The sequence below is a fragment of the Pseudomonas sp. DTU12.1 genome (assembly GCF_009873475.1).
Taxonomy (GTDB): domain Bacteria; phylum Pseudomonadota; class Gammaproteobacteria; order Pseudomonadales; family Pseudomonadaceae; genus Aquipseudomonas; species Aquipseudomonas proteolytica.
This window is the reverse complement of the sequence record NZ_CP045254.1, coordinates 404,383-427,600: the sequence shown is the minus strand read 5'-3', so window position 1 is coordinate 427,600 and position 23,218 is coordinate 404,383. Positions and strand designations below refer to the sequence as shown.

Here is a 23,218-nt window from a genome sequence, read left to right as displayed (position 1 = left end):
AGGGTGTCGAGCAAAGGCTCAATGAATCTTGAAATCGATGGGCACGCTGACCCAGCCATCCTGTGCCACGTCGCCCTGCTTGGCGGGCACGAAGCTCCAGCGCTTCACGGCGCTGAGGGCGGCGTCGTCGAGTTGCTGGCGACCGCTGCTCTTCTGCACCTGGATCTCACCGGGTTTGCCGCTGGCCAATACATGCACCCGCAACAACACAGTGCCTTCCCAGCCACGGCGCTGGGCCAGTGATGGGTACTCGGGCGCCGGGTTCTTCAGGTACGCGGCGTTGGCCGAAGCAGGTGTTACCGGTGCCGGCGCAGGCGGGGCTGGCGTGGGCGCCGGTGGTGCCGGCTGGGGTGGCGCGGGCGGTTGTTCGACGGCTTTTGGCGCAGGCTTGGGTTCGGGCTTGGGCACCGGTTTGGGCTTTGGTTTGGGGATCGGCTTGGGTGGCGCCGGCTTGGCCGCCAACTCATCCACCACAGGCGGCGGTGGTTCCACGACCGGAGGCGGTGGCGGCGGCGGTACAGGCGGCGGCGGTTCCACCACCGGTGGCGCTGGCTGGGAAAACTCGATGGTCATTGGTGGAATTTCCGGCGGCACAATCGGCAGCACCGGCACCGGTTTCTGGCTGACCCAATAGATCACCGCGCCATGCAGCGCCAGTGCCAACAGGCCCAATAAAATGCCTTCACGGCGGCTCAAGATCCCCTTGGGGGTTTTCTGCAACCGCAACTGCCCCAGGGGCGCGCGGTGCGGCCGGCCAAGGTCGACCAACTCACCACTCGGTGCCTGGCGCCACAGCGCCTCATGTGCACTGGCGGCGGTCTGGACATTGCCCATTGATTCACTCCCTGCTGTCTTCAGCGAAAAAACCGACGGGCCTGCGGGGGCGACCGTCGAGAGCTGAATCATCGGGGGCAGACGCTTATCTCTTAAAGTAATCTTTAAAGTTATACATAGACCGAACAGGAATATAAAAACTCAGCCAATCCAGCAAAGCCACGCCCCACGCGGCCTGGCGGCGAGGGGCAAAATCATGATGCTTTGCGGGCATGCAAAATATTCCTCAAAGGCATGACTCAGCGCGGGTTGGCCTCGCATAAATCCCATAATTGACGCTGCAGGCTCTGGCCCGCCGCCCCCATCCCACTGCGCCCATACAGCGCCAGCCGCACGCCCTGCACTGCAGGTAAACCACTGTCGGCGCCGAGCACCACGTGCCCGGTCTGCACCACCCGCTCCGGCAACAGGCTGATACCCAACCCCGCCGCCACCGCCGAACACACACTGGCCAGGCTCGCGCTGGAATAGCCAATGCGCCAGCGCCAGCCACCCACCTCCAGGTGCTGGAGCATTTCATTGCGGTACAGGCCGCCCACCGGGAACGCCACCAGGGGCAATGGGTCACGGCCCAGCGCCGGCATGCGGCGGCTGTCGACCCAGCACAAAGGCTCCGGCCAGGAGGCCAGGCAGTCATCGCTGTCGCCCATCTGCTTGACCAGCAACACATCGAATTCGCCGCCGCGATACTGGCGCAGCAGCGCCGGCCCCAAGCCGCTGGTGACCTCCAGGCGCACCCGTGGATAGGCCACGACAAACGCCGAAAGCAGCGGCATCAAGCGCTCGGCGGCGAAGTCCTCGGGCACGCCCAGGCGCAGCACGCCATCGTTCTGCTGGTTGATCAGCACATCGGCGGCTTCTTCGTTCAGCGCCAGGATGCGCCGCGCATAGGCCAGCAGGCGCTCACCCTCGACCGTCGCCACCACCCGGCGCTGATCGCGGTCAAGCAAGCGGCAGCCGACGCTGTCTTCCAAGCGGCGCAATTGCTGGCTGACGGTGGATTGGGTGAGGTGCAGGCGTTCGGCGGCGCGGGTGAAATTGGCGCAGTCGACGACGGCGATAAAACTGCGCAACAGCACGGGATCGAACATGAACACCACCATCGTGTTTGCCACTGGTTGGCATGGTTATATTTAATTTCAGAATACCTCAGGCGGTGGCCATACTTCCCGTTCATTGCACTGAAACGAGGTTCCCATGGCATGGCCTACTCCTTTCAAAACCGCCGTCCTGGCATTGGGGTTGATGGTGGCAAGTAACAGCATGGCCGCCGATAAAGGTTTGCTCGACGCCGTGCGTGCCGGGCAATTGGCGCAGGTCGAGCAACTGCTGGCCAAGGGTGCCGATCTGGATACCCGCGCCATCGATGGCAGCACGCCGCTGTTGCTGGCCACCCAGGCCAATCGCGTCGATATCGCCCGCGCCCTGATCGAGGCCGGGGCCGATGTGAACCGCAAGAACCTGATGCAAGACAGCCCTTACCTGCTGGCCGGCGCCAGCGGCCACAATCAAATCCTGGCCATGACCCTGGCCCATGGCGCCGACCTCAAGAGCACCAATCGCTACGGCGGCACCGCCCTGATCCCGGCGTGCGAGCGCGGCCACGTGGAAACGGTGCGCCTGCTGATCGACGCCGGCGTCGACGTCAACCACGTCAACCGCCTGGGCTGGACCGGGCTCATGGAAGCCATCGTGCTCTCGGACGGCGGCCTCGCCCATCAGCAAATCGTCGCCATGCTGATCGGCGCCGGCGCCGATGTGAACCTGCCCGACCGCGACGGCATCAGCCCCCTGCAACAGGCGCAAAAGCGCGGCCAGGTGGCCATCGCCAAACTGCTGCAAGAAGCAGGTGCCCAATGAGCCCACAACACGATCAAGCCTGGCTGCAACGTGCCGTTGCCCTGGCGCAGGACAACGTGGCCCGGGGTGGGCGGCCGTTTGGCGCCGTGCTGGTCAAGGACGGTGCTGTGCTGGTGGAGGCGGTCAACCAGATCCACCTCGACCAGGACCCCACCGCCCATGCCGAAATGCTCGCCATCCGCCGTGCCAGCCAACAGCTCGGCCCACGCCTTGAAGGCTGTGTGATCTACGCCAGCGGCCAGCCGTGCCCAATGTGCCTGGGCGCCATGTACTTGTGTGGCGTGGCCCGCGTGGTGTTTGCTGCGAGCAATGAAATGGCCGCGCCGTTCGGGCTGTCGACTGCCGCGGTTTACCAGCAGATGAGCCTGCCGCTGACCGCCCAGCAACTGCCCGTCGAGCACCTGCCGATGCCGGCCATGCAAGCCCTTTACCGTCAATGGAAGACCCTGCATGACCCTGAATAAATCCCTCGCCGGCTGGGGCCTGCTGGTGGTGCTGGGCCTTAACCTGCGGCCGATCCTCAGCTCCATCAGCCCGTTGCTCGGGGAGATCCGCCTGGCAACCGGCCTGAGTTTCCAGAGCAGTGCCTTGCTCACCAGCCTGCCGGTGGTGTGCATGGGGCTGGTGGCGCTGGTGGGCATCCGCGTCGAGGCGCAGTTGGGCGAACGACGCGGGATCGCCCTGGGCTTGGTGATGATCCTGCTCGCATGCCTGGCGCGCTGGCTACTGGGCCAGGCACCGGCACTGCTGGCCACGGCGTTGCTGGGCGGGGCCGGTGTGGCGCTGATCCAGGCGCTGGTGCCGGCGATGATCAAGCGCCAGTTCCACCAACGGGTGCCCCTGGCGATGGGAGTGTATTCAGCCTCGTTGATGGGTGGCGGTGGCTTGGCGGCACTGCTCAGCCCACTGGTGGCCAGCCATTTCCAGAATTGGCAGGCCGGCCTGGGCATCTGGCTGCTGCCGGCGCTTGGCGCGTTGCTGCTGTGGGCGTGGCTGCCATTGGGCGCGGCGAAAAACCTGCAGGTGGCGCCGCCGCTCCAGGGCCTGCGCAACCGCCGCGCCTGGTTGCTGGCACTGTATTTCGGCCTGGTGAACTGCGGGTATATGAGCATGGTGGCGTGGCTGCCGGCGTACTACCAGCAACTGGGTTGGGGCGTGCTGCCCAGCGGCTCGTTGCTGGCGTTCATGACGATTTTCCAGGTGATTGCCGCGCTGTTGATGCCGGCGCTGGCGCAACGCGGTATCGACCGCCGGCCCTTGCTGACCATAAGCCTGCTGGCCCAGACCGTGGGTTATCTCGGCCTGCTGTTGGCGCCGCTGCAATACCCACACCTGTGGGTGGCGCTGACCGGCTTCGGCCTGGGGGCGTGCTTTGCCCTGAGCCTGCTGCTGACCCTGGACCACCGCCGTGACCCACGGGAAGCCGGGCAACTGGCGGCATTCGTGCAGGGCGTGGGCTTCTTGATCAATGCCGTGTCGCCGTGGATGACCGGCTGGTTGCGCGAACTCACCGGCAGTTTTGTCAGCGCCTGGGCGGTGTTGACCGTGACAGTGATCGCGATGCTGGTGGTCACCCGGGTATTCAGCCCAGCCACTTACCGCAGCACCGCCGCTTGCTGATTGTGTAGGAGCGAGCTTGCTCGCGAAAAACGTCAACGATAACGCGCAGAACCAGGTTAAACGCGTCGTCTGGGCGTTCTTCGCGAGCAAGCTCGCTCCTACAGGTATGCACTCAAAAATCGTAGCGGCCGGTCACGCCCAGGGTGCGCGGGGTGCCCAGTAGCCCTTCATAGCCACCGTTGCCGCCTGTCCACAGGGTGGTGTAGTAGGTTTTGTCGAAGGCGTTTTTCAGCCATAACGACACATCCCATTGACCCTGCTGGAAATCGCCACGCAGGCCGGTGGACAGGTTGACCAGCCCATAACCGGGAATCTGCCCATAGTCCGAATCCTCGACCGTGCCCACCGCCTTCGAACGATAGGCATAGCTGGCGGTAACGTAGGGTTCGAAGCCGTTATCCAGGTTCCATTTGTATTCGCCGTTGGCGTTGGCAATCCACTTCGAGGCACCCACCACCTGGTGCCCGCTGAGGTCGCACGAGGCCGGCGCACCAGGGCGCAGGCTGACTTCCGGTGGGCAGGGCGCATCTTTGTACGACAGGTAACGTACATCGTTGAACGAGCCGTTGAGGTTCAGCGTCAGGCCACGGATCGGCACCAGGGTGCTTTCCAATTCCACGCCACGGGAGCGTACGGAGCCGGCATTGGTCAGGTACTGCACGCGGTTGCCGTAGTCGTAGGCATTGGTCTGGTAGCCATTGACCTGGGTCCAGAACAGGTTGGCGTTGAGTTGCAGGCGACGGTCCCACAAGGTGCTTTTAAAGCCCAGCTCGGCGTTGTTGGCGCGCTCGGTGCCGATCAACAGTGAGTCCGCACCGGCGGTCGGGGCCGAGCCTACCGCCAGGTTGACCCCACCGGATTTCTCGCCATGGGACAAGGTCGCATAGCCCAGCACGTCATCGCTAAAGCGATAACTGAGGTTCAGCAAACCGGACGGGCTGGTGCTGTATTGGTTGAGGTCGCCGGAGTCATACGCGCCCGTGCGCCCATTGCGCGCAGTGGCCGCCGCGCCACTTACTGCTGCGCCCCCCACAGGTGCATTGCGGCTGACCCAGGCGCTTTTTTCTTCATAGGTGCCGCGCAGGCCGGCAGTGAAATCCAGGCGTTCGGTCAGGTGCCAGGTGCCTTGGGCGAACAGGGCAAAACTGTCGGTGCGGATATGCCCGTTGCCGATGCTGGTGACATTGCTCAAGGCCCCGGTCGGCGTGCCGTTCCAGATATCAGCCTGGGGTCCGTAGTAGGCGAAGGATTTGTTGTCCAGATCAGAGCCGAAGTAGTAGGCGCCCACCACGTAATCGAAGAACCCACCGGTCGGCGACGCCAGGCGAAATTCCTGGGACCACTGTTTGTCTTCCACCGACACGCCAGCGTTGTAGGACGCCGGCACGTTCAGACCATCGTCGTTGCGCGGGGTGAAATTCCACCAACGATAGGCGCTGACCGACGTCAGGGTGAAGTCGCTGGGCAGGGTCCAATTGGCCTCCAGCGAGGTACCGCCCTGGAACACCGTGACACGCTGGTCGTTGTCCAGGTTGACCTTGCGGTGCGCGCCGTTGACCAGGGTCGCCCCGGCTGCATCCGCCCGCGACTGGTAGAGGTTGGTGCCATTGATGGTCGGCCCGGTGCTGTACAACACGCGGGTGCCGGCGCTGGAGGCCTCTTCGTTGTAGTCGCCGATCCAGCGCAGGTTGAAGGCCTCGTTGGGCTTGTACAGCAGTTGCCCACGAAAGCCCTGGCGTGAACCGCCGTTGAGGTCGTGGCCGTTGTATTCGTTCTTGATATCGCCATCGCTGCGGGTGCGATAGGCAGAAAAGCGCCCGGCCAATTCATCGTTGAGCGGCCCGGAAATCGTGCCCTTGGTCTGGAAATAGCCGTCTTCGCCCACCGAAGTCTCGATGCTGCGCTCCGGAGTAAAACTCGGCGCGCGGGTGCTGATATTGATCACCCCGGCCGTGGTGTTCTTGCCGAACAGGGTGCCTTGCGGGCCGCGCAAGACTTCAAGCTGCTCGATATCCATCAGGTCGAATACCGCCATGCCCGGGCGCCCGAGGTACACGTTGTCGATGTACAACCCGACACTGCCTTCCAGGCCATCGCTGGCCGGGTTATTGCCCAGCCCGCGGATCGACACGCTGGACTGGCGCGCATGCATGTAGGCGACGTTGACGCTGGGCACCAGTTGCTGCAAGTCCTGGATCCGATAGACCCGCTGGCTCTCCAGGGCCTGGCCGCCGATCACGCTCATCGGCGTGGGCACTTCCTGGGCGCTTTCGGTGCGGCGGCGGGCGGTCACGGTGACCGTCTCCAGTTGCCCGCTGGCGCTCTCGCCCTTGGGCACCGGGGCGGGGGTTTCGGCGGCCTGGCTCGGCGTCCAGCCGGCACTGCCCGCCAGCAACAGCGCCAGGGGCAGGCGTTTGAGCCGCCAGAGGGAGGACGGTACAACGGGCTTCGACACACTCATAAGCGGCTCCGGTCGTGCGGAATATGTACTGCCACATATTCCATAAAGTTATTTATTTATGTTTTTACAAACATTTACTGCATAAGAGATAGCCTTTATAAGGAGTCGACCTAATGCATAGCCAATGCATTTCCCCGATATTTTTAATGTGAAAAATGCATATCGACCTGCGTCAGCTCCGTCACTTCATCGCCCTCGCCGAACAGCGCAGTTTTGTCGCCGCCGCGACCACGGTGAACCTGTCGCAATCGGCCTTCAGCCGCAGCATCCAGGCCCTGGAGCACAGTGCCGGTTGCCAACTGGTGGATCGCGGGCGCAAGGACCTGGCCCCGACCAAACAAGGCCAGGTGCTGCTGGAACATGCGCGGCGCCTGGTCAGTGGCGCGCAGCAGTTGGCCAACGAGATCAGCCAGTTCAATGGCCTGGAAGCCGGCGAGCTGCGCTTTGGTTGTGGCCCGGCCCCGGCAGCCGGCTTGATCCCGCGCGCCATCGGCAGCTTTATCGGGCGCTACCCCAAGGCGCGTGTGCAGTTCCAAGTGGATGATTGGCAAAGCCTGGGCAAGCGCCTGCTCAGTGAAGAGTTCGAGTTTTTTGTCGCCGACACCCGCCACTTCGAAGCCAACCCCGACTACCACACCCACCGCCTGCGCCCGCGCAAATGGCATTTCTGCTGCCGCAGCGGACACCCGCTGGCCCAGCGCGAAAGGGTCAGCGCCGCCGAGTTGATGAGTTATCCCCTGGCCGTGACCATCCGCCCCCCGAACCTGCGCAAGGTCATCGTCGACCTCAGCGGCCGGCCCGACTACACGCCCAATGTCGAGTGCGAGAACGGCTACAGCCTGCTGGGGGTGGTGCTGCGTTCCGACGCCATCGGTATCGTCAGCGCCAACAGCGATGCGCTGCACCTGACCCGGGGCGAGCTTGTGCGGTTGACGATCGAGGGGTTGGCCGAGGACCTGGAGGAGCGCTACACCCGCTATGGCATCGTCAGCCGCGCCGGGTATCGGCTGTCACCGTTGGCCGAGGCGATGATCGAGCAGATCAAGCAGGTGGATGAGCAGGATGACGAGGTGTGTTCGCTGGAGAATTTTGCGGTCTGAGGGACCGCTATCGCAGCATGGGTATCTACACAAATTTGCCGCAACGCATAAATCCAAGCAGATAGGGCTGTTGTGGCGAGCGGGCTTGTCGGAACGCCGCATCGCCCGCGCTGGGCTGCGAAGCAGCCCCAGTAAGCCGAATGCGTTGTACCAGATACACCGCAGCGGCTGGTTTTGGGGCTGCTTCGCAGCCCAGCGCGGGGCAAGCCCGCTCGCCACGGGGGAGTTCGTCAGTTTCTGAAAGTTGTGTAGATACCGATGGCTATCGCAGGCAAGCCAGCTCCCACAGTGGAATGCGATCAACCTGTAGGAACCGGCTTGCCAGCGACGGCACCAGTCGTCACACCCATGCGCCGACTGCATAAACCCCATTCCCCAAATGCACTTGCCTCAACCCCCTCCAACCGGCGAAAACCCTCACCTGCCCCTCATCCGGTGATCCCCATGCCCCATGTGCGCAACGTGCTCTACATCATGTGCGACCAACTACGTCGCGATTACCTCTCCTGCTACGGCCACGCCCATCTGCACACCCCCAACATCGACCGCCTGGCCGCCGCTGGCGTGCGTTTCAGTCGCGCCTACACCCAGGGCACGATCTGCGGGCCGTCGCGCATGTCGGCCTATACCGGGCGCTATGTCAGCAGCCATCAAGTGGCCTGGAACGCGGTGCCGCTGCCCCTCGAAGAGCTGACCATCGGCGACTATCTGCGCCCCCATGGCATCCGCACCGCGCTGGTGGGCAAGACCCACGCCACGCCCAATCTCGATGCCCTGCAACGCCTGGATATCGACCCCGACAGCGCGCAGGCGCAGCCCCTCAATGAGGTGGGTTTCGAAGCGTATTTTCGCCATGACGGCATCTTCCCCGACAGCCCACTGTTCGCCGATAAACGCGAGTCCGCGCCCTATACCCATTACCTGCGCGCGCAAGGTTACGCCGGCACCAACCCTTGGCATGAATGGGCCAATGCCGCCGCCGGCGATGCCGGGGAGGTGCTGAGCGGTTGGCAGATGCGCAACGCCCACTTGCCGGCGCGGGTGGACGAGGCGCATTCGGAAACGGTCTACACCACCGACCGCGCCCTCGACTTTATCCACGAACAAGGCGAGCACCCCTGGTGCCTGCACCTGTCGTACATCAAGCCGCACTGGCCCTATATCGCGCCCGCGCCGTATCACGCGCTGTATGGCGTCGATCAGGTGCAGGCAGCGGTTCGCGCCGAGCCTGGGCAAGCCAGCGATCACCCGGTGTACCAAGCCTTCCGCCAACACCAGGAGAGCCTGAACTTTTCCCGCGATGAGGTGCGGCTGCGGGTGATTCCCACCTATATGGGCCTGATCAAGCAGGTGGATGACCAACTCGGTCGACTGTTCGATGTGCTGCAAAGCACAGGTCGCTGGGATGACACGCTGATTGTGTTCACCAGCGACCATGGCGACTTCCTCGGCGACCACCAACTGGGCGAAAAGGAGTTTTTGCTGGAGCCGGCGGTGGGTGTGCCGCTGATTGTCCGCGACCCACGCGCCGCGGCCGATATCAGCCGGGGCACGGCGGATCGGCGCCTGGTGGAAACCATCGACGCCCTGCCCACCTTCCTTGAGGCCCTGGGCTTGCCGAGCGCCGAGCATCGTCTGGAAGGCCGCTCATTGATCCCCCTGCTGCATGGGGTAGAAACGGACTGGCGCCGCTACGCCATCGCCGAATACGACTACGCGTTCCAGGCCCCGGCCCGCGAGCGCCTGGCGCAGCCGATCGACCGCTGCCGCATGACCATGGTGCGCAGCGAACGCTGGAAATACCTGGCCTATGACGGCTTTCGCGCGCAACTGTTCGACCTGGAAAACGACCCGCAGGAACTGCACGACTTGGGCGCAGACCCGGCGTACGCCCAGGTGCGCGAAGTGCATCAGGGTTATCTGTTCGAATGGCTACGGGGTTTGAAACGGCGCACCACCATCAGCCACGGGGAGATTGATCTGCGTGGCCAGCGGTTTCGCTATGGTGAGCCTGAGGCAGAGAAGGTGGTGCAGATCGGCGTCTGGTAAACGGGACGCGGACTTGTGTGGGAGCGGGCTTGCCCGCGATTGCGGTGGATCAGTCGACATAGCTGTTAACTGACATATCGCTATCGCGGGCAAGCCCGCTCCCACAGTGGATCTCCCACATTGGTTCGGTGGTGGGCTACAGGCCTTTGGTGGTCTGGCTGCGCTGCCCCTGCACGCTCACCGGCACATCACCCTTGAGGGTCACGCGGCGCACGATGCGTTCCTGGGTGCCGTAGTCATCCACCGCGTAATGCTGGGTGGCGCGGTTGTCCCAGATCGCCACATCGCCGGTGCTCCAGCGCCAGCGCACGGTGTTTTCCAGGCGGGTGACGTGGCTTTGCAGCAGGTTGAACAGGTGTGCGGAATCGGCCTGCGAGTAACCCTTCAGGCGTTTGACGAAATGCCCCAGCAGCAGGGTTTTCTCGCCACTGACCGGGTGCACACGCACCACCGGATGCTCGGTCTCGTACACCGTCGAGGTGAAGATCTTGCGGTACTCCTCAAGCTTTTCCGGCGCCACATCCGGCTTGCGCGCGGCGTAGTCGTATTCGTTGCTGTGCACCGCCCACAGGGTGTCGGCCAGGGCGCGCACTTCGGCGGTCAAGTCGTTGTAGGCGCTGGCGGTGTTGGCCCAGACCGTGTCGCCACCCGATGCCGGCGCCAGCACCGAACGCAGGATCGAGGCCTTGGGGTAGGCATCGACGAAGGTCACGTCGGTGTGCCACGAGTTGGCGCGCTGACCACGCCCGCCGTCCAGTTCCATCAGAAAACGCGTGCCATCGCGCACCGGTACCGTGGGATGGGCAATCGGCTCGCCGAGCAAATGGGCGAACGCTTCCTGGCTCTGGTCATCGAGGTGCGCCTGCTCGCGAAAGAAGATCACCTTGTACTGCACCAGCGCTTGCTGGATGGCTTCGATGGTGGCGGCGTCGAGGTCGCCGGACAGTTTGATGCCCCGGATCTCGGCGCCGATACGCCCAGCGACCGGGTGAATATCCAGCGCCAGGGCGACGGGTTGAACAGCGAGTGCGGCATTGCTCATTGGATGACCCTCATGTGTCTGCTTACGGTGGGGTGACGCTGCGCCAACGCTCTATTCATATGCAATTTAGGTCTAGCAAATGAACGCATGCTTCGTTGACGGAATAAGAGCTTGCATTTAAAACCTCAGCTCCCCTGGTCGCAAATGCCTTCGACCTATTTTTAAAATGCCGGGAAAGCATATGGATCTTCGCCAACTGCGCTACTTCATCGCCCTTAACGAACACCGCAGTTTTGTTCGCGCGGCCGACGCCATGGGCATCACCCAGCCGGCGTTCAGCCGCAGCATCCAGGGCCTGGAACAGGAGTTCGGCTGCGTGCTGGTAGACCGTGGCCACAAGGATTTGCGCCCCACGCCGGAGGGCCAGGTGGTGCTGCAACATGCCCTGAGCCTGGTGCATGGCGCCGCGCTGCTGAGCAGTGAAGTGACGCGCATGACCAAGCTCGACGCCGGCGAACTGCGCTTCGGTTGCGGCCCGGCGCCCGCCGTGAAACTGGTGCCGGATGCGGTGGCGCGTTTCGTCAACGCGCACCCGAAAATCCGCACGCGGTTCCAGGTGGATAACTGGGAAACCCTGAGCCGCAGCCTGAGCCGGGAAGAGATCGAATTCTTTATCGCCGACATCCGCCAGTTCGAAGCCGACCCGAACTTCCAGACCCAGGCGCTGACGCCCAAGCGTGGGGTGTTTTTCTGCCGGCCGGGGCACCCGCTGCTGGCCAAGGACAGCCTCTCGACCAACGACATGTTCGACTACCCGCTGGCGTCGCCGCTGATCTCCCAGGGCATTCGCAAACTGCTGGCGAACCTCAGTGGGCGCATGGACTTTTCACCGAGCATCCAGACCGAGCACTTTGCGGCGCTGGTGAAGATCGTGTTGCAGTCCAACGCCATCGGCGTGGGCACCGAGGAAGCCTTTGCCGAGGACATCGCCCGCGGCGCGCTGGTGCTGCTGCACTGGCGCAACCTGCCGCAGAACATGGAGACCATGAGCGCGCGTTGCGGGATAGTCAGCCGCACCGGCTCACGCTTGTCGCCGGCGGCCAAGGCGATGATCGAGACGTTGGTGGCGGTGGATCGCCAGGAAGTGGATGTGGCGGTCTGAAGGGCGCCATCGCAGGCAAGCCAGCTCCCACATTTGACCGCATTCCAATGTGGGAGCTGGCTTGCCTGCGATGAGCATAGGTATCTACACAACTTTCAGAAACTGACGACCTCCCCCGTGGCGAGCGGGCTTGCCCCGCGCTGGGCTGCGAAGCAGCCCCAAAAAGCCCGCCGCGTTTCTTCAGATAAACCGCGACGGCCGGGTTTAGGGCTGCTTCGCAGCCCAGCGCGGGCGATGCGGCGTTCCGACAAGCCCGCTCGCCACAATAGCCCTCTCTGCACGGGTTTATACGCTGCGGCAAATTTGTGTAGGCTGCGATGAGGCCCGTTCAGGCGCCGTAGATTTCAGATCCCAGCCGCCGCCAACCCCGGCACCACCCAATCACTGACCTGGAACGGCTTGCGAATCAGCCGCTCCTTCGACGCCAGATCCACCGCATCCTGCAGCTTGCCCAGGAACACCGGATCGAGGGTCGATGGGAAAATCTCGCTGAGTTTCTGGTCCTTCAAATCATTGGTCAGAATCACCGGCGGATAACTCGCCAGCCCCGACACCAGCTCGATATACGCCTGCTTGTTGTTGTCATCGGTCAACCACTGCACCGCCTGCTGCTGGGCCTTGAGCAGCTTGGCCACCACCTCGGGATGGGCGTCGACAAACTTGCCACTGCCCACCAACACCGCCTGCACGCTGCCGGCGCCACCCAGGTCCTTGGTGGTCAGGGGGATTTCGGCCAGGCCCTTGGCCTGCAGTGAACTCAGGTTCGACCCGCCCCAGGTCGCATCGATCTGCTTGGCGGCCAAAGCGGCCACGGCGGCGTTGAAGTCCAGGTTGATGATTTTCAGGTCCTTTTCACTCAAGCCCTGGCTGGCCAGGGCGCCGTTGAGGGACAGTTGGGTGGCCGTGCCGCGAAACACCGCCACGCGCTTGCCCTTCAGGTCCTGCAAGGTTTTGATCCCCGAACCCGGCACCACGCCCAGGTACTGTTTCACCCCGCGAGCGGTGGCGCTCAGCAGCCGGGTGTCGAGGCCATTGGAGCGGCCGATGATCGCAGCCAGGTCGCCCAGGTAAGCCAGGTCTACCTGGTCATTGGCGAAGGCTTCATTGATCACGGGGCCGGCGCCCTTGAAGTAATTCCACTGGATCTTGATGCCCTGGTCGGCGAAGGCTTTTTCAAAGATCTGCTGGCTCCTCAATACATCCGTCAGGCCGCCCCCACTGTTCTGGGTGCCGGCGCTCAGGTCGGGCACGGCAATACGGATTTCCTTGAGGTCGGCGGCCTGCACCAACCCGGCGAGCGCAGTGCCGGCGACCAGGGTGATCAAGCGTTTAAAGGGCAGTTTCATGGGGTGTGCTCCTGTGGGCGACGGTGGCCTGGGGAGCAGAAAGTACGCACAACGGGAACAAAACTTTAAATACTATAAATTCACTATTTAATAGCTTTTTGGACTATGCAGCCGCAGACGCCGGTTCCAGAGGGTTATGCATCAACAGCATGGAAAATATTCTTCAAATGCATTGGATGCGTGTCGGGCAGAGGCTTTAAATGGTTTTTCTTATCCCTAAATAATCTTGATTGTTTATTTATAAGATCAAAATCACATAACAAACCTGCCGACCACGGAGGTCTTCCATGGCCCGAATCTCACTGTTGAGCCTGCCCCTGGCCGCTACGCCAAAGGGCGAGCGGCCCCATTGGCCGAACCTGAGTGAACGCCTGCTCCCATGGTTGCTGCCACTCACGCTGTTTGCGCTGTGGTGGCTGGCCAGCCGTCAGCATTGGATGAGCGAACAAATCCTGCCGGCGCCCGCGCTGGTCTGGAGCAGTGCCGTGGAATTGGCCGGCGGCGAGTTGTGGAGCCACTTGGCGATCAGCCTGCAACGGCTGTTCTGGGGGCTGTTGGCCGGCATCGGGGCCGGGGCGTTACTGGGCGCGCTGCTGGGCTTTAGTGCCCGTGCCGAACGCCTGGTGTTCCCGACGTTCAGCGCCCTGTCGCAAGTCCCGACCCTGGCGTGGATCCCGCTGTTCATGGTGTTTTTCGGGATTGGCGAAACCCTCAAGCTGGTGGTGCTGGTCAAGGCCATTGTGGTGCCCGTGACCCTGCACACCCTGGTCGGCGTGCGAGATGCCCAGCCCGGTTTGCGCGAGGCCGCACGCGTGCTGCGCTTGCCCAGCCACCTGTTGATCCGTCGACTGATCCTGCCCGCCGCACTGCCCGCGTTCATGGCCGGGGTACGCCTGGCCCTGGCCGCCGGCTGGACCTCGCTGCTGGCCGTGGAGCTGCTGGCCTCCAGCGAAGGCATCGGCTACCTGATGGTCTGGGCGCGGCAGTTGTTCATGCTCGATATCGTGTTTGTGTGCATCGTAGTGATCGGGGTGCTGGGCGTGGCGATGGATCGCGGCATTGGCTGGCTGGATCGCAAGTGGGTGCATTGGCCCCATCCGGCGACCGCGCAGATCCGCCGTGGCCCGCGCTACCAAGGCTGGCAACGCCTGCAACCCTGGTTGCTGCCCCTGAGCCTGTTGGCGCTGTGGCAGTCAGCGACGGCCCTGGACTGGGTCGATCCCAATATCCTGGTCAGCCCTTGGACCGTGCTGTACACCACCGCCAGCGGCGTATTCGATGGCAGCCTGCTCAGTGCCCTGGGCAAAAGCCTGGGACGCACCTTGAGCGGTTTGCTCCTCGGCGGCGGGCTGGGTTTTGCCCTTGGCCTGTTGTTGGGCCTGTCGCGCCGCAGTGAGCGAGTGCTCGGCCCGACCCTGGCGGCCCTGCGCCAGATCGCGATTTTTGCCTGGGTGCCGCTGCTCACCGCCTGGTTCGGCCTGGGGGAGTTGGCCAAGTCGGTGTTTATCGCCCTGGCCGCGTTTTTCCCGCTGTTCATCGCCACTCAACGCAGCGTGCTGAACCTCTCGCCGCAGCTCAATGAAGCCGCCCAGGTGCTGCGCCTGAGCCTGGCCTTGCGCCTGCGTCGCCTGGTGTTGCCAGGGGCGGCGGCGGGGATTTTCGCCGGGCTGCGCCTGAGCCTGATCTACGCCTGGCTGGGCACCATCGGCGCGGAATATTTCATGCCGTCCAATGGCGGCATCGGCAGCCTGATGATCGGCGCCCAGCAGCTGCTGCGCATGGACCTGATCATGAGCGGCATGCTGCTGGTCGGTCTCACCGGCGCGGCACTCAACCTTATCGGCCAACGCATCGAAACCCGCGCCACGCGCTGGAGACACGCATGACTGCACCTATTGTCAGCTTCAACCATGTGGGCAAGACCTTTGACGTCGATGGCTTCGAACTGGAGGCCATCCGCGAATTCAACCTGGATATTGCCGAAGGCGAGTTCGTCGCGATTGTCGGTTCCAGTGGCTGCGGCAAATCCACGTTGCTGCGCCTGCTGATCGGCCTGGACACGCAGTTTCGCGGCGAGATCCGCGTCGATGGCAAGGCCGTGGAAGGCATCGGCGGCGAGCGCGGCATCGTGTTCCAGGAACACCGTCTGTTCCCATGGCTGACGGTCGCGCAAAACATCGGCCTGGGCCTGGTCAACGAGCCGTTGAGCGAGGCCCAGCGCCAACAGCGCATCAGCGATTTTATCGAGCTGGTCGGCCTCACCGATTTCACCCGCGCCTACCCGCACCAACTGTCTGGCGGCATGGCACAACGGGTGGCGATCGCCCGTGGCCTGGTGGCCAGCCCGCGCATTCTGCTGCTGGACGAGCCCTTCGGCGCCCTCGACGCCCTGACCCGCCAACAGATGCAGGATGAGCTGCTGGCGATCCGTGCCCGCGCGAAGATCACCACAGTGCTGGTGACCCACGATGTGGAAGAGGCGATTTTCCTCGCCGACCGCGTGGTGGTGATGGAGCCCCGGCCTGGGCGGATCAAGCAGGTGGTGGATATCGCCCTGCCCCATCCGCGCCAGCGCAGCAGCTTTGACTTCCACCAATTGCGCGAAGAACTGCTGCACGAACTGATCAGCGACGACCACTACCAACCGCCGCTGCCGGAGCAGATCCGTGACCTGCCCCTGGCCTTTATTGCCTGCTGATTGAGGAGTGTCTTGATGCCGCAACGTCCCAACTTTCTAGTGATCCTGGCCGATGACATGGGCTTCTCCGACCTCGGCGCATTTGGCGGGGAAATCGCCACGCCGCACCTGGATGCCCTGGCGCTGAACGGCCTGCGCCTGACCGACTTTCACACCGCGCCCACCTGCTCGCCGACCCGTTCGATGCTGCTCACCGGTACCGACCACCATATCGCCGGGATCGGCACCATGGCCGAGGCGCTGACCCCGGAGCTGATCGGCAAGCCAGGTTACGAAGGCTACCTCAACGACAAGGTGGTGGCCCTGCCCGAACTGCTGCGCGAGGCCGGTTACCAGACCTTGATGAGCGGCAAATGGCACCTGGGGCTGACGGCGGAACTGGCGCCCCACGCCCGTGGTTTCGAGCGTTCGTTCTCGCTGTTGCCGGGGGCGGCCAACCACTATGGTTTCGAGCCGCCCTACGACGCCAGCACACCCGGGCTGCTCAAATCCACCCCGGCGCTGTACATCGAGGACGACACCTTCGTCGAGCAATTGCCCGAGGGCTTCTACTCCTCCGATGCCTTTGGCGACAAGCTGCTGCAGTACCTCAAGGAGCGCGACCAGGCCCGGCCCTTTTTTGCCTACCTGCCGTTTTCCGCGCCGCACTGGCCGCTGCAGGCGCCGGTGGAGATCGTCGATAAATACCGTGGCCGCTACGACGCCGGCCCCGAGGTACTGCGCCTGGAGCGCCTGGCAAAACTCAAGGCCTTGGGGCTGATCGATGCCGACGTCGAGCCCCATCCGCTGATCGAGCTGAACACCCAATGGGCGGCTTTGAGCGATGAACAACGCCAGGTCTCGGCGCGGGCCATGGAGGTTTATGCGGCGATGGTCGAGCGCATGGACTGGAACATTGGCCGGGTGGTGGAGTACCTGCGCCAGCAGGGGCAACTGGACAATACCTTTATCCTGTTCATGTCCGACAACGGTGCCGAGGGCGCGCTGCTGGAAGCCTTCCCCAAGTTCGGCCCCGAGCTTCTGACCTACCTCAACCAGCACTACGACAACAGCCTGGGCAATATCGGCCGCGCCAATTCCTATGTCTGGTATGGGCCATCGTGGGCCCAGGTGGCGACGGCACCATCGCGCCTGTTCAAGGCCTTCACCACCGAAGGCGGGATTCGTGTGCCGGCGCTGGTGCATTACCCGCAGTTGGCACTCAAGGGGCAGATCAGCCATGGCTTCGGCACGGTGATGGACATCACCCCGACCATTCTCGACCTGGCCGGCGTGGGCCACCCCGGCAAACAGTGGCGCGGAAAGCCGATTGCACCGCTGCGGGGCAAGTCGTGGCTGGGCTTTTTGTCTGGGGAAACCGCGCAGGTGCACGACGAACATACCGTCACCGGCTGGGAGCTGTTCGGACGCCGGGCGATTCGCCAGGGGCAATGGAAGGCGGTGTATATCCCGGGGCCCGTAGGGCCGGCGACCTGGCAGTTGTATGACCTGGGGCGTGATCCTGGGGAGATCCATGACCTGGCCGTGAGCCAGCCGGAAAAGCTGGCGACCTTGATTGGGCACTGGCAGCAGTATGTGGAGGAGACGGGGGTGGTGCTCAGTGCTTCGCCGTTTCAGCCGGACTGAGGTTTTGTAGTGCCTGTTAGGGCCCTTTCGCGAGCAAGCCCGCTCCCACATTCGACCGAGTACATTCTTTGGAATGCGATCGAATGTGGGAGCGGGCTTGCTCGCGAAGGGGGCCTAACAGGCACCGCCTACCCCTGCGCCATCTCCCGCAACCTTCCTACATCAAGTATCTCAATCTCCCCATACCCCAACCGCACAACCCCCTGCTCTTGCAACGCCTTGAGCAGCGTATTGGTCGTCTGGCGCGATACCCCCAGCATCGCCGCCAAGTCCTCCTGCGCCAATTGCACCACACGCCGCGAGCCATCGATCTCGCCATAACCCTCGGCGATCATCCACAACCGATGGGCTACCCGCACTGAGGCGGGCGCAAGGCTCAATTGCTCGATATTGATAAAGCTCAGCCGCAACTTCTGGCTCATCAGCAAGGCCATGTCCCGCCAATAGGCCGGGCTTTGCGCAAGCAGTTGCAGCATCGCCGCCTGCGGTACCTGCAACAGGGTGCAAGGCCCGACCGCGCACGCGTCGTGGGTGCGCGGCAGGCCGTCGAACACAGCGATTTCACCGAACCAGAAAGGCGCCTGCGCCAGGCTCAACAACGCCTCCTTGCCTTGCTCGTTCACCGCGCTGATGCGCAGGCTGCCCTCCAGCACCGCGTACAGGCCGCACGGTGGGTCGCCACGCTTGAACAGCACCTGCCCCGCCGTCAGCTGCCGCACGCGGGCATGGGCCAGCAGACTATGCTGCAAGGGAGCAGGCAGATGACGGTACCAGTGGCCGCTGGACAGCCGTCCATGCCAAGACTCTGCGTCCATGAGAACTCCAAAGATTGTCGCCCAGTTGACAGTTTGTCGCAGTCCTACAGGGCATGATCAAGCATCCTACAGGAGGAATAACAATGAAAAGCCTCGTCGACCATCTGAGCCAATACGCCGCCTACCACCGCGACCCGCGCAACATCGCCAGCCACTTTATCGGCATCCCCATGATCGTCGTCGCCGTAGCCGTGCTGCTGTCACGCCCCGAATGGACAGTGGCCGGCCTGTGGCTGTCGCCGGCGGTGTTGCTGGCGTTGTTTTCTGCGGGGTTCTACCTGCGCCTGGAACTGGCGCTTGGGGTGTTGATGAGCGTGCTGATGGGCTTGTCGGTATGGGCTGGGCATGTGCTGGCGGCGCAAAGCACGCTGGTGTGGCTCAGCAGCGGTATCGGCCTGTTTGTGGTGGGCTGGGTGATCCAGTTTGTCGGCCATTACTACGAAGGGCGCAAACCGGCCTTTGTCGATGACGTGTCCGGGCTGATCGTGGGGCCGTTGTTTGTGGTGGCGGAGTTGGCGTTTCTGGTGGGGTTGCGCCATGAGCTCAAGCGGCAGATCGAGGAGCGGTCGGGGCCGGTGGCCGTGCGTCACAAGAACGCCACGGCCTGAGAAGCACCGGTAATCCAAATGTGGGAGCGGGCTTGCTCGCGAAAGCGCCGGTTCAGTCGGTACATCCAGTGACTGAACCACCGCTTTCGCGAGCAAGCCCGCTCCCACAGGTTTTTTGCAATCTTTTTAAGCCTTTTGCCAGACCTTGGGCTTGAAGAACAACGTCGCGCCCCGCGCCAGACCGGTGAGGCTGTCGTGGTCCTTCACCACTTCGGCTTCGATCAGTTCGCTCTGGCCTTCGACCTTCAGCGTGATCCGCGTGGTGGCGCCCAGCGGGCGGATGTCGCGCACTTGCGCGGCGTGGTGGTCTTCCAGTTCATGGCGTGACAACGACACCTCGTGCGGGCGGAACAGTACGTGCTGGTCTTCGCCCAGGTGCAGGCGGTTGGAGTCGCCCAGGAAGTGGTAGACGAAATCGCTGGCCGGGTTTTCGTAGACGTCGCCCGGTGAGCCGATCTGCTCGATCACGCCCTTGTTCATCACCACGATCCGGTCGGCGACTTCCATGGCTTCTTCCTGGTCGTGGGTCACGAACACCGAGGTCAGGTTGATGTCCTCGTGCAGCCGCGCCAACCAACGACGCAGCTCCTTGCGCACCTTGGCATCCAGGGCGCCGAAGGGTTCGTCGAGCAGCAGCACCTTGGGTTCTACCGCCAGGGCACGGGCCAGGGCGATACGCTGGCGCTGGCCGCCGGAGAGTTGTTCCGGGTAGCGATCCGACAACCAGTCCAGTTGCACCATGTTCAGCAACTCGTGAACCTTGGCCGCGATCTGGGTTTCGTTCGGGCGCTGGCTCTTGGGTTTCATGCGCAGGCCGAATGCGACGTTGTCGAATACGGTCATGTGGCGGAACAGCGCGTAGTGCTGGAACACAAACCCGACGTTGCGATCACGCACATCATGGCCGGACACGTCTTCGCCGTGGAACACGATGCTGCCGGCGTCCGGGGTTTCCAGGCCGGCAATGATGCGCAGCAAGGTGGTCTTGCCGCAGCCGGAGGGGCCCAGCAACGCCACCAGCTCGCCACTCTGGATATCCAGGTTGATGCTGTCCAGGGCCTTGAAGGCGTTGAAGTTCTTGCTGACGTTACGGACTTCGATCGACATGACTTATTCCTCAGCCGCACCGGCGCGCAGGCGGTTAATTCGGTTCTCGCTCCACTGCTTGAGCAGCAGGATGAAGAGCGCCAGGATCAGCAACAGACTCGCCACCGCAAACGCAGCGACGTGGTTGTATTCGTTGTAGAGAATCTCGACGTGCAGCGGCAAGGTGTTGGTCACGCCGCGAATGTGGCCGGACACCACCGACACCGCGCCAAACTCACCCATTGCCCGCGCAGTACACAGCACCACGCCGTAGATCAGGCCCCACTTGATGTTCGGCACGGTGACATGCCAGAACATCTGCCAGCCATTGGCGCCCAGCAGGCGCGCGGCTTCTTCTTCCTGGGTGCCCTGCTCCTGCATCAGCGGGATCAACTCGCGGGCCACGAATGGCACGGTGACGAAGATGGTCGCCAGCACGATGCCCGGCAAGGCAAAGACGATCTGGATATCGTGATCCTGCAACCACGGCCCGAAGAAGCCCTGGGCGCCGAACATCAGCACGTAGACCAGGCCTGCGATCACCGGCGAGACCGAGAACGGCAGGTCGATCAGGGTCACCAGCATGCTCTTGCCACGGAACGAGTACTTGCTCACGCACCAGGCCGCACTGACGCCGAATACCAGGTTGAGCGGTACCGAGATCAGCACCGCAATCACCGTCAGCTTCAAGGCCGACAGCGCATCGGGCTCGAAGATCGCGGCAAAGAATGCGCCGAGGCCGAGCTTGAGGCCCTGGGACACCACGATAAACAGTGGCAACAGCAAGAACAGGGCGAAGATCAGCCAGCCAAGGCCGATCAGGATACGTCGCGAAACCGCACTGCCACGGCGGGCAGCGTTGGCCGAAGACGCGGCGGAAATAGACGATTGGGACATGTTCCGCGCCTCCTTATGGGTGTTCGATGCGCCGCTGCAACAAGTTGATCAGCAGCAGCAGGACAAAGGAAACCACCAGCATCAGCACGCCGATGGAGGTAGCGCCGGTGTAGTCGTATTGGTCGAGCTTGACCATGATCAGCAACGGCAGGATCTCGGTTTTCATCGGCATGTTGCCGGCGATGAAAATCACCGAGCCGTATTCACCCACGCCTCGGGCAAACGCCAGGGCAAACCCGGTCAGCCAGGCCGGCAGCAGCGCCGGCACGAGGATGTAGCGGAACACTTGCAAGGGCTTGGCGCCGAGGCAGGCAGCGGCTTCTTCGATTTCCCGGGGGATATCGGCCAAGACCGGCTGCACGGTACGCACCACGAAGGGCAAGGTGACGAAGGTCAGGGCCAGGGTGATGCCCAGGGGGGTGTAGGCGATCTTGAAGCCCATGTCGGTGGCGAACTGGCCAACCAGGCCGGACGGCGCGTACAGCGCGGTCAGCGCAATACCGGCCACGGCGGTGGGCAGGGCGAACGGCAGGTCGATCATCGCGTCGATGATCTTGCGCCCGGGGAAGGTGTAGCGCACCAGCACCCAGGCCAGCAGCGTACCGATCACGCCGTTGATCAGCGCGGCGTACAGGGCCGTACTGAAGCTCAGCTTCAACGCCGCCCACACGCGCGGCGCCGAGATGATGGCCCAGAACTGATCCCAGGTGAGTTGGGCGGCGTGGACGAACATCGCCGCCAGCGGTATGAGCACAATCAGGCTGAGGTACACCAAGGTGTAACCCAGCGTCAGCCCGAAGCCGGGTATGACGGGGGAGATACGACGCGACATAAAAGTCCTTGGTTAACAGGTAGATACCACTGCAAGAATGAGTTTATGTGGGAGCGGGCTTGCTCGCGAAAGCGGCGTGTCAGTCACTAAATGCGTTGACTGGCACACCGCTTTCGCGAGCAAGCCCGCTCCCACATAAGCCGCATTCCACAGGGAGGCCGTGTTGGTTATTGGGCCGTGTAGATCTGGTCGAACACGCCACCGTCATTGAAGAATTTCGGTTGGGCAGTTTTCCAGCCGCCGAAGTCTTTGTCGATAGTCACCAGGTCCAGTTTCGGGAACTGCTGGGCGTATTTGGCGGCCACATCCTTGTCACGCGGGCGGTAGAAGTTCTTTGCCGCGATCTCCTGGCCAGCCGGGCTGTACAGGTGGTTGAGGTACGCCGTGGCGATTTCGGTGTTGCCCTTTTTCTCGGCGTTCTTGTCGACCACGGCCACGGGTGGCTCGGCGAGGATCGACAGGGACGGCACGATGATGTCGAACTTGTCGGCACCGCCATCTTCCTTGAGGGCCAGGAACGCTTCGTTTTCCCAGGCCAGCAACACGTCACCCTGACCGTTGTTGACGAAGGTAATGGTCGAACCGCGCGCACCGGTGTCGAGGATCGGCACGTGCTTGAACAGTTCTTTCACGTATTCCTGGGCCTTGGCTTCGCTGCCACCGGCCTTGAGGCCATACGCCCAGGCGGCGAGGAAGTTCCAGCGAGCACCGCCGGAGGTTTTCGGGTTCGGCGTGATTACCGACACGTCATTCTTGATCAGGTCGCCCCAGTCCTTGATGCCTTTGGGGTTGCCCTTGCGCACCAGGAACACGATGGTCGAGGTGTAAGGCGTGCTGGCCTCAGGCAGGCGGGTCTGCCAGTTCTCCGGCAGGGTCTTGCCCAGCTTGGCAATTTCGTCGATGTCGCCGGCCAGGGCCAGGGTTACCACGTCGGCGCGCAGGCCGTCGATCACCGCCCGGCCTTGCTTGCCCGAACCACCGTGGGACTGTTGGATCTTCACGTTGTCGCCAGGGTGCGCCTTTTTCCAGAAGCTGGTGAATTCGGCGTTGTAGTCCTGGTACAGCTCACGGGTCGGATCGTAGGAAACGTTGAGCAGCTCGTAATCCTTGGCCACTGCGGAACCGGCAAACACGGCGCTGGCCAGGGCGGCCAGGGCATAACGGCGAATCGACGACATAGACAAGCTCCTGAAATTCTTGGGTGTTGGCTTTTCTTATAAGTACGGGTCCCGCAATCGAAGC

20 protein-coding genes are annotated in these 23,218 nt (G+C 63.1%); 10 read left to right on the top strand and 10 right to left on the bottom strand.

Going from position 1 to position 23,218, the window contains the following annotated elements; translation table 11 throughout:
- Window positions 1-18: 18 nt before the first annotated feature.
- Complete coding sequence (locus GDV60_RS01865; protein ID WP_029299518.1) at window positions 19-834, bottom strand: energy transducer TonB; 816 nt, start codon at window positions 832-834, stop codon at window positions 19-21.
- A 239-nt stretch (window positions 835-1,073) separates the two neighbouring features.
- Complete coding sequence (locus GDV60_RS01860; RefSeq protein WP_159906092.1) at window positions 1,074-1,925, bottom strand: LysR family transcriptional regulator; 852 nt, start codon at window positions 1,923-1,925, stop codon at window positions 1,074-1,076.
- 154 nt (window positions 1,926-2,079) lie between these two features.
- Between GDV60_RS01860 and GDV60_RS01855 the strand changes: the two genes are divergently transcribed.
- The 3 genes from GDV60_RS01855 to GDV60_RS01845 are packed head-to-tail and all read left to right on the top strand — an operon-like array spanning window position 2,080 to window position 4,314.
- Window positions 2,080-2,694, top strand: a complete 615-nt coding sequence (locus GDV60_RS01855; RefSeq protein ID WP_256679380.1) for an ankyrin repeat domain-containing protein — start codon at window positions 2,080-2,082, stop codon at window positions 2,692-2,694.
- Entirely contained in the window at window positions 2,691-3,158 is a 468-nt protein-coding gene (locus tag GDV60_RS01850; protein ID WP_029299512.1) for a nucleoside deaminase, read from the top strand. The genes GDV60_RS01855 and GDV60_RS01850 overlap by 4 nt, the downstream gene beginning before the upstream one ends.
- Window positions 3,145-4,314, top strand: coding sequence for a CynX/NimT family MFS transporter (locus tag GDV60_RS01845; protein WP_159906088.1), 1,170 nt, complete (start codon window positions 3,145-3,147; stop codon window positions 4,312-4,314). Before GDV60_RS01850 ends, GDV60_RS01845 begins: the two co-directional genes overlap by 14 nt.
- A 112-nt stretch (window positions 4,315-4,426) precedes the next feature.
- Here GDV60_RS01845 and GDV60_RS01840 read toward each other — a convergent pair whose 3' ends face one another.
- Window positions 4,427-6,775 carry a TonB-dependent receptor gene (locus GDV60_RS01840; RefSeq protein WP_159906086.1) on the bottom strand — a complete coding sequence of 783 codons (2,349 nt, stop codon included), beginning with the start codon at window positions 6,773-6,775 and terminating at the stop codon, window positions 4,427-4,429.
- Between the two features lie 155 nt (window positions 6,776-6,930).
- Between GDV60_RS01840 and GDV60_RS01830 the strand changes: the two genes are divergently transcribed.
- Window positions 6,931-7,875, top strand: a complete 945-nt coding sequence (locus GDV60_RS01830) for a LysR family transcriptional regulator (RefSeq protein ID WP_070996173.1) — start codon at window positions 6,931-6,933, stop codon at window positions 7,873-7,875.
- A 444-nt stretch (window positions 7,876-8,319) separates the two neighbouring features.
- Window positions 8,320-9,924: an alkaline phosphatase family protein gene (locus GDV60_RS01825; protein ID WP_159906084.1), complete on the top strand. Its 1,605-nt coding sequence runs from the start codon at window positions 8,320-8,322 to the stop codon at window positions 9,922-9,924.
- A 136-nt stretch (window positions 9,925-10,060) separates the two neighbouring features.
- On the opposite strand, the gene GDV60_RS01820 is transcribed toward GDV60_RS01825, so the two are convergent.
- On the bottom strand, window positions 10,061-10,966 hold the full coding sequence (locus GDV60_RS01820; protein ID WP_029299503.1) for a TauD/TfdA family dioxygenase: 906 nt from the start codon (window positions 10,964-10,966) through the stop codon (window positions 10,061-10,063).
- A 181-nt stretch (window positions 10,967-11,147) separates the two neighbouring features.
- Here GDV60_RS01820 and GDV60_RS01815 point away from each other — a divergent pair, with 181 nt between their 5' ends.
- Window positions 11,148-12,068, top strand: coding sequence for a LysR family transcriptional regulator (locus tag GDV60_RS01815; RefSeq protein ID WP_029299502.1), 921 nt, complete (start codon window positions 11,148-11,150; stop codon window positions 12,066-12,068).
- Window positions 12,069-12,412: 344 nt separating this feature from the next.
- Here the strand turns inward: GDV60_RS01815 and GDV60_RS01810 are convergent, their stop codons facing one another.
- On the bottom strand, window positions 12,413-13,414 hold the full coding sequence (locus GDV60_RS01810; protein ID WP_029299501.1) for an ABC transporter substrate-binding protein: 1,002 nt from the start codon (window positions 13,412-13,414) through the stop codon (window positions 12,413-12,415).
- Between the two features lie 287 nt (window positions 13,415-13,701).
- On the opposite strand from GDV60_RS01810, the gene GDV60_RS01805 reads away from it, so the two are divergent.
- From GDV60_RS01805 to GDV60_RS01795, 3 genes are read left to right on the top strand one after another with little or no spacing between them, the layout of a single operon-like run.
- Entirely contained in the window at window positions 13,702-15,300 is a 1,599-nt protein-coding gene (locus tag GDV60_RS01805) for an ABC transporter permease (protein WP_159906082.1), read from the top strand.
- Window positions 15,297-16,112, top strand: coding sequence for an ABC transporter ATP-binding protein (locus tag GDV60_RS01800; protein ID WP_029299497.1), 816 nt, complete (start codon window positions 15,297-15,299; stop codon window positions 16,110-16,112). Before GDV60_RS01805 ends, GDV60_RS01800 begins: the two co-directional genes overlap by 4 nt.
- 15 nt (window positions 16,113-16,127) lie before the next feature.
- Window positions 16,128-17,738: an arylsulfatase gene (locus GDV60_RS01795; protein WP_159906080.1), complete on the top strand. Its 1,611-nt coding sequence runs from the start codon at window positions 16,128-16,130 to the stop codon at window positions 17,736-17,738.
- A gap of 128 nt (window positions 17,739-17,866) precedes the next feature.
- On the opposite strand, the gene GDV60_RS01790 is transcribed toward GDV60_RS01795, so the two are convergent.
- Window positions 17,867-18,553 carry a Crp/Fnr family transcriptional regulator gene (locus GDV60_RS01790; protein WP_029299492.1) on the bottom strand — a complete coding sequence of 229 codons (687 nt, stop codon included), beginning with the start codon at window positions 18,551-18,553 and terminating at the stop codon, window positions 17,867-17,869.
- An 83-nt stretch (window positions 18,554-18,636) separates the two neighbouring features.
- On the opposite strand from GDV60_RS01790, the gene GDV60_RS01785 reads away from it, so the two are divergent.
- Window positions 18,637-19,161 carry a DUF962 domain-containing protein gene (locus GDV60_RS01785; RefSeq protein WP_029299490.1) on the top strand — a complete coding sequence of 175 codons (525 nt, stop codon included), beginning with the start codon at window positions 18,637-18,639 and terminating at the stop codon, window positions 19,159-19,161.
- A gap of 126 nt (window positions 19,162-19,287) precedes the next feature.
- Here GDV60_RS01785 and GDV60_RS01780 read toward each other — a convergent pair whose 3' ends face one another.
- From GDV60_RS01780 to GDV60_RS01765, 4 genes are all read right to left on the bottom strand, one after another.
- Window positions 19,288-20,268 carry a sulfate/molybdate ABC transporter ATP-binding protein gene (locus GDV60_RS01780; protein WP_029299488.1) on the bottom strand — a complete coding sequence of 327 codons (981 nt, stop codon included), beginning with the start codon at window positions 20,266-20,268 and terminating at the stop codon, window positions 19,288-19,290.
- Between the two features lie 3 nt (window positions 20,269-20,271).
- The gene (gene cysW / locus GDV60_RS01775; RefSeq protein ID WP_029299486.1) at window positions 20,272-21,144 is read right to left on the bottom strand and encodes a sulfate ABC transporter permease subunit CysW; all 873 of its coding nucleotides are present in this window, start codon (window positions 21,142-21,144) and stop codon (window positions 20,272-20,274) included.
- A gap of 13 nt (window positions 21,145-21,157) precedes the next feature.
- Window positions 21,158-21,976 carry a sulfate ABC transporter permease subunit CysT gene (gene cysT, locus GDV60_RS01770; protein ID WP_029299485.1) on the bottom strand — a complete coding sequence of 273 codons (819 nt, stop codon included), beginning with the start codon at window positions 21,974-21,976 and terminating at the stop codon, window positions 21,158-21,160.
- Between the two features lie 167 nt (window positions 21,977-22,143).
- Complete coding sequence (locus tag GDV60_RS01765; RefSeq protein WP_029299484.1) at window positions 22,144-23,154, bottom strand: sulfate ABC transporter substrate-binding protein; 1,011 nt, start codon at window positions 23,152-23,154, stop codon at window positions 22,144-22,146.
- Between the last annotated feature and the right edge of the window lie 64 nt (window positions 23,155-23,218).

Bases quoted from the DNA above. Each gene is read 5' to 3' on its own strand.
- GDV60_RS01810 (WP_029299501.1), bottom strand. From the start codon at position 13,414: ATGAAACTGCCCTTTAAACGCTTGATCACCCTGGTCGCCGGCACTGCG.
- GDV60_RS01865 (WP_029299518.1), bottom strand. From the start codon at position 834: ATGGGCAATGTCCAGACCGCCGCCAGTGCACATGAGGCGCTGTGGCGC.
- GDV60_RS01825 (WP_159906084.1), top strand. From the start codon at position 8,320: ATGCCCCATGTGCGCAACGTGCTCTACATCATGTGCGACCAACTACGT.
- GDV60_RS01805 (WP_159906082.1), top strand. From the start codon at position 13,702: ATGGCCCGAATCTCACTGTTGAGCCTGCCCCTGGCCGCTACGCCAAAG.
- GDV60_RS01800 (WP_029299497.1), top strand. From the start codon at position 15,297: ATGACTGCACCTATTGTCAGCTTCAACCATGTGGGCAAGACCTTTGAC.
- GDV60_RS01850 (WP_029299512.1), top strand. From the start codon at position 2,691: ATGAGCCCACAACACGATCAAGCCTGGCTGCAACGTGCCGTTGCCCTG.
- GDV60_RS01795 (WP_159906080.1), top strand. From the start codon at position 16,128: ATGCCGCAACGTCCCAACTTTCTAGTGATCCTGGCCGATGACATGGGC.
- GDV60_RS01840 (WP_159906086.1), bottom strand. From the start codon at position 6,775: ATGAGTGTGTCGAAGCCCGTTGTACCGTCCTCCCTCTGGCGGCTCAAA.
- GDV60_RS01780 (WP_029299488.1), bottom strand. From the start codon at position 20,268: ATGTCGATCGAAGTCCGTAACGTCAGCAAGAACTTCAACGCCTTCAAG.
- cysT (WP_029299485.1), bottom strand. From the start codon at position 21,976: ATGTCGCGTCGTATCTCCCCCGTCATACCCGGCTTCGGGCTGACGCTG.
- GDV60_RS01860 (WP_159906092.1), bottom strand. From the start codon at position 1,925: ATGTTCGATCCCGTGCTGTTGCGCAGTTTTATCGCCGTCGTCGACTGC.
- GDV60_RS01790 (WP_029299492.1), bottom strand. From the start codon at position 18,553: ATGGACGCAGAGTCTTGGCATGGACGGCTGTCCAGCGGCCACTGGTAC.
- GDV60_RS01815 (WP_029299502.1), top strand. From the start codon at position 11,148: ATGGATCTTCGCCAACTGCGCTACTTCATCGCCCTTAACGAACACCGC.
- GDV60_RS01845 (WP_159906088.1), top strand. From the start codon at position 3,145: ATGACCCTGAATAAATCCCTCGCCGGCTGGGGCCTGCTGGTGGTGCTG.
- cysW (WP_029299486.1), bottom strand. From the start codon at position 21,144: ATGTCCCAATCGTCTATTTCCGCCGCGTCTTCGGCCAACGCTGCCCGC.
- GDV60_RS01785 (WP_029299490.1), top strand. From the start codon at position 18,637: ATGAAAAGCCTCGTCGACCATCTGAGCCAATACGCCGCCTACCACCGC.
- GDV60_RS01855 (WP_256679380.1), top strand. From the start codon at position 2,080: ATGGTGGCAAGTAACAGCATGGCCGCCGATAAAGGTTTGCTCGACGCC.
- GDV60_RS01820 (WP_029299503.1), bottom strand. From the start codon at position 10,966: ATGAGCAATGCCGCACTCGCTGTTCAACCCGTCGCCCTGGCGCTGGAT.
- GDV60_RS01830 (WP_070996173.1), top strand. From the start codon at position 6,931: ATGCATATCGACCTGCGTCAGCTCCGTCACTTCATCGCCCTCGCCGAA.
- GDV60_RS01765 (WP_029299484.1), bottom strand. From the start codon at position 23,154: ATGTCGTCGATTCGCCGTTATGCCCTGGCCGCCCTGGCCAGCGCCGTG.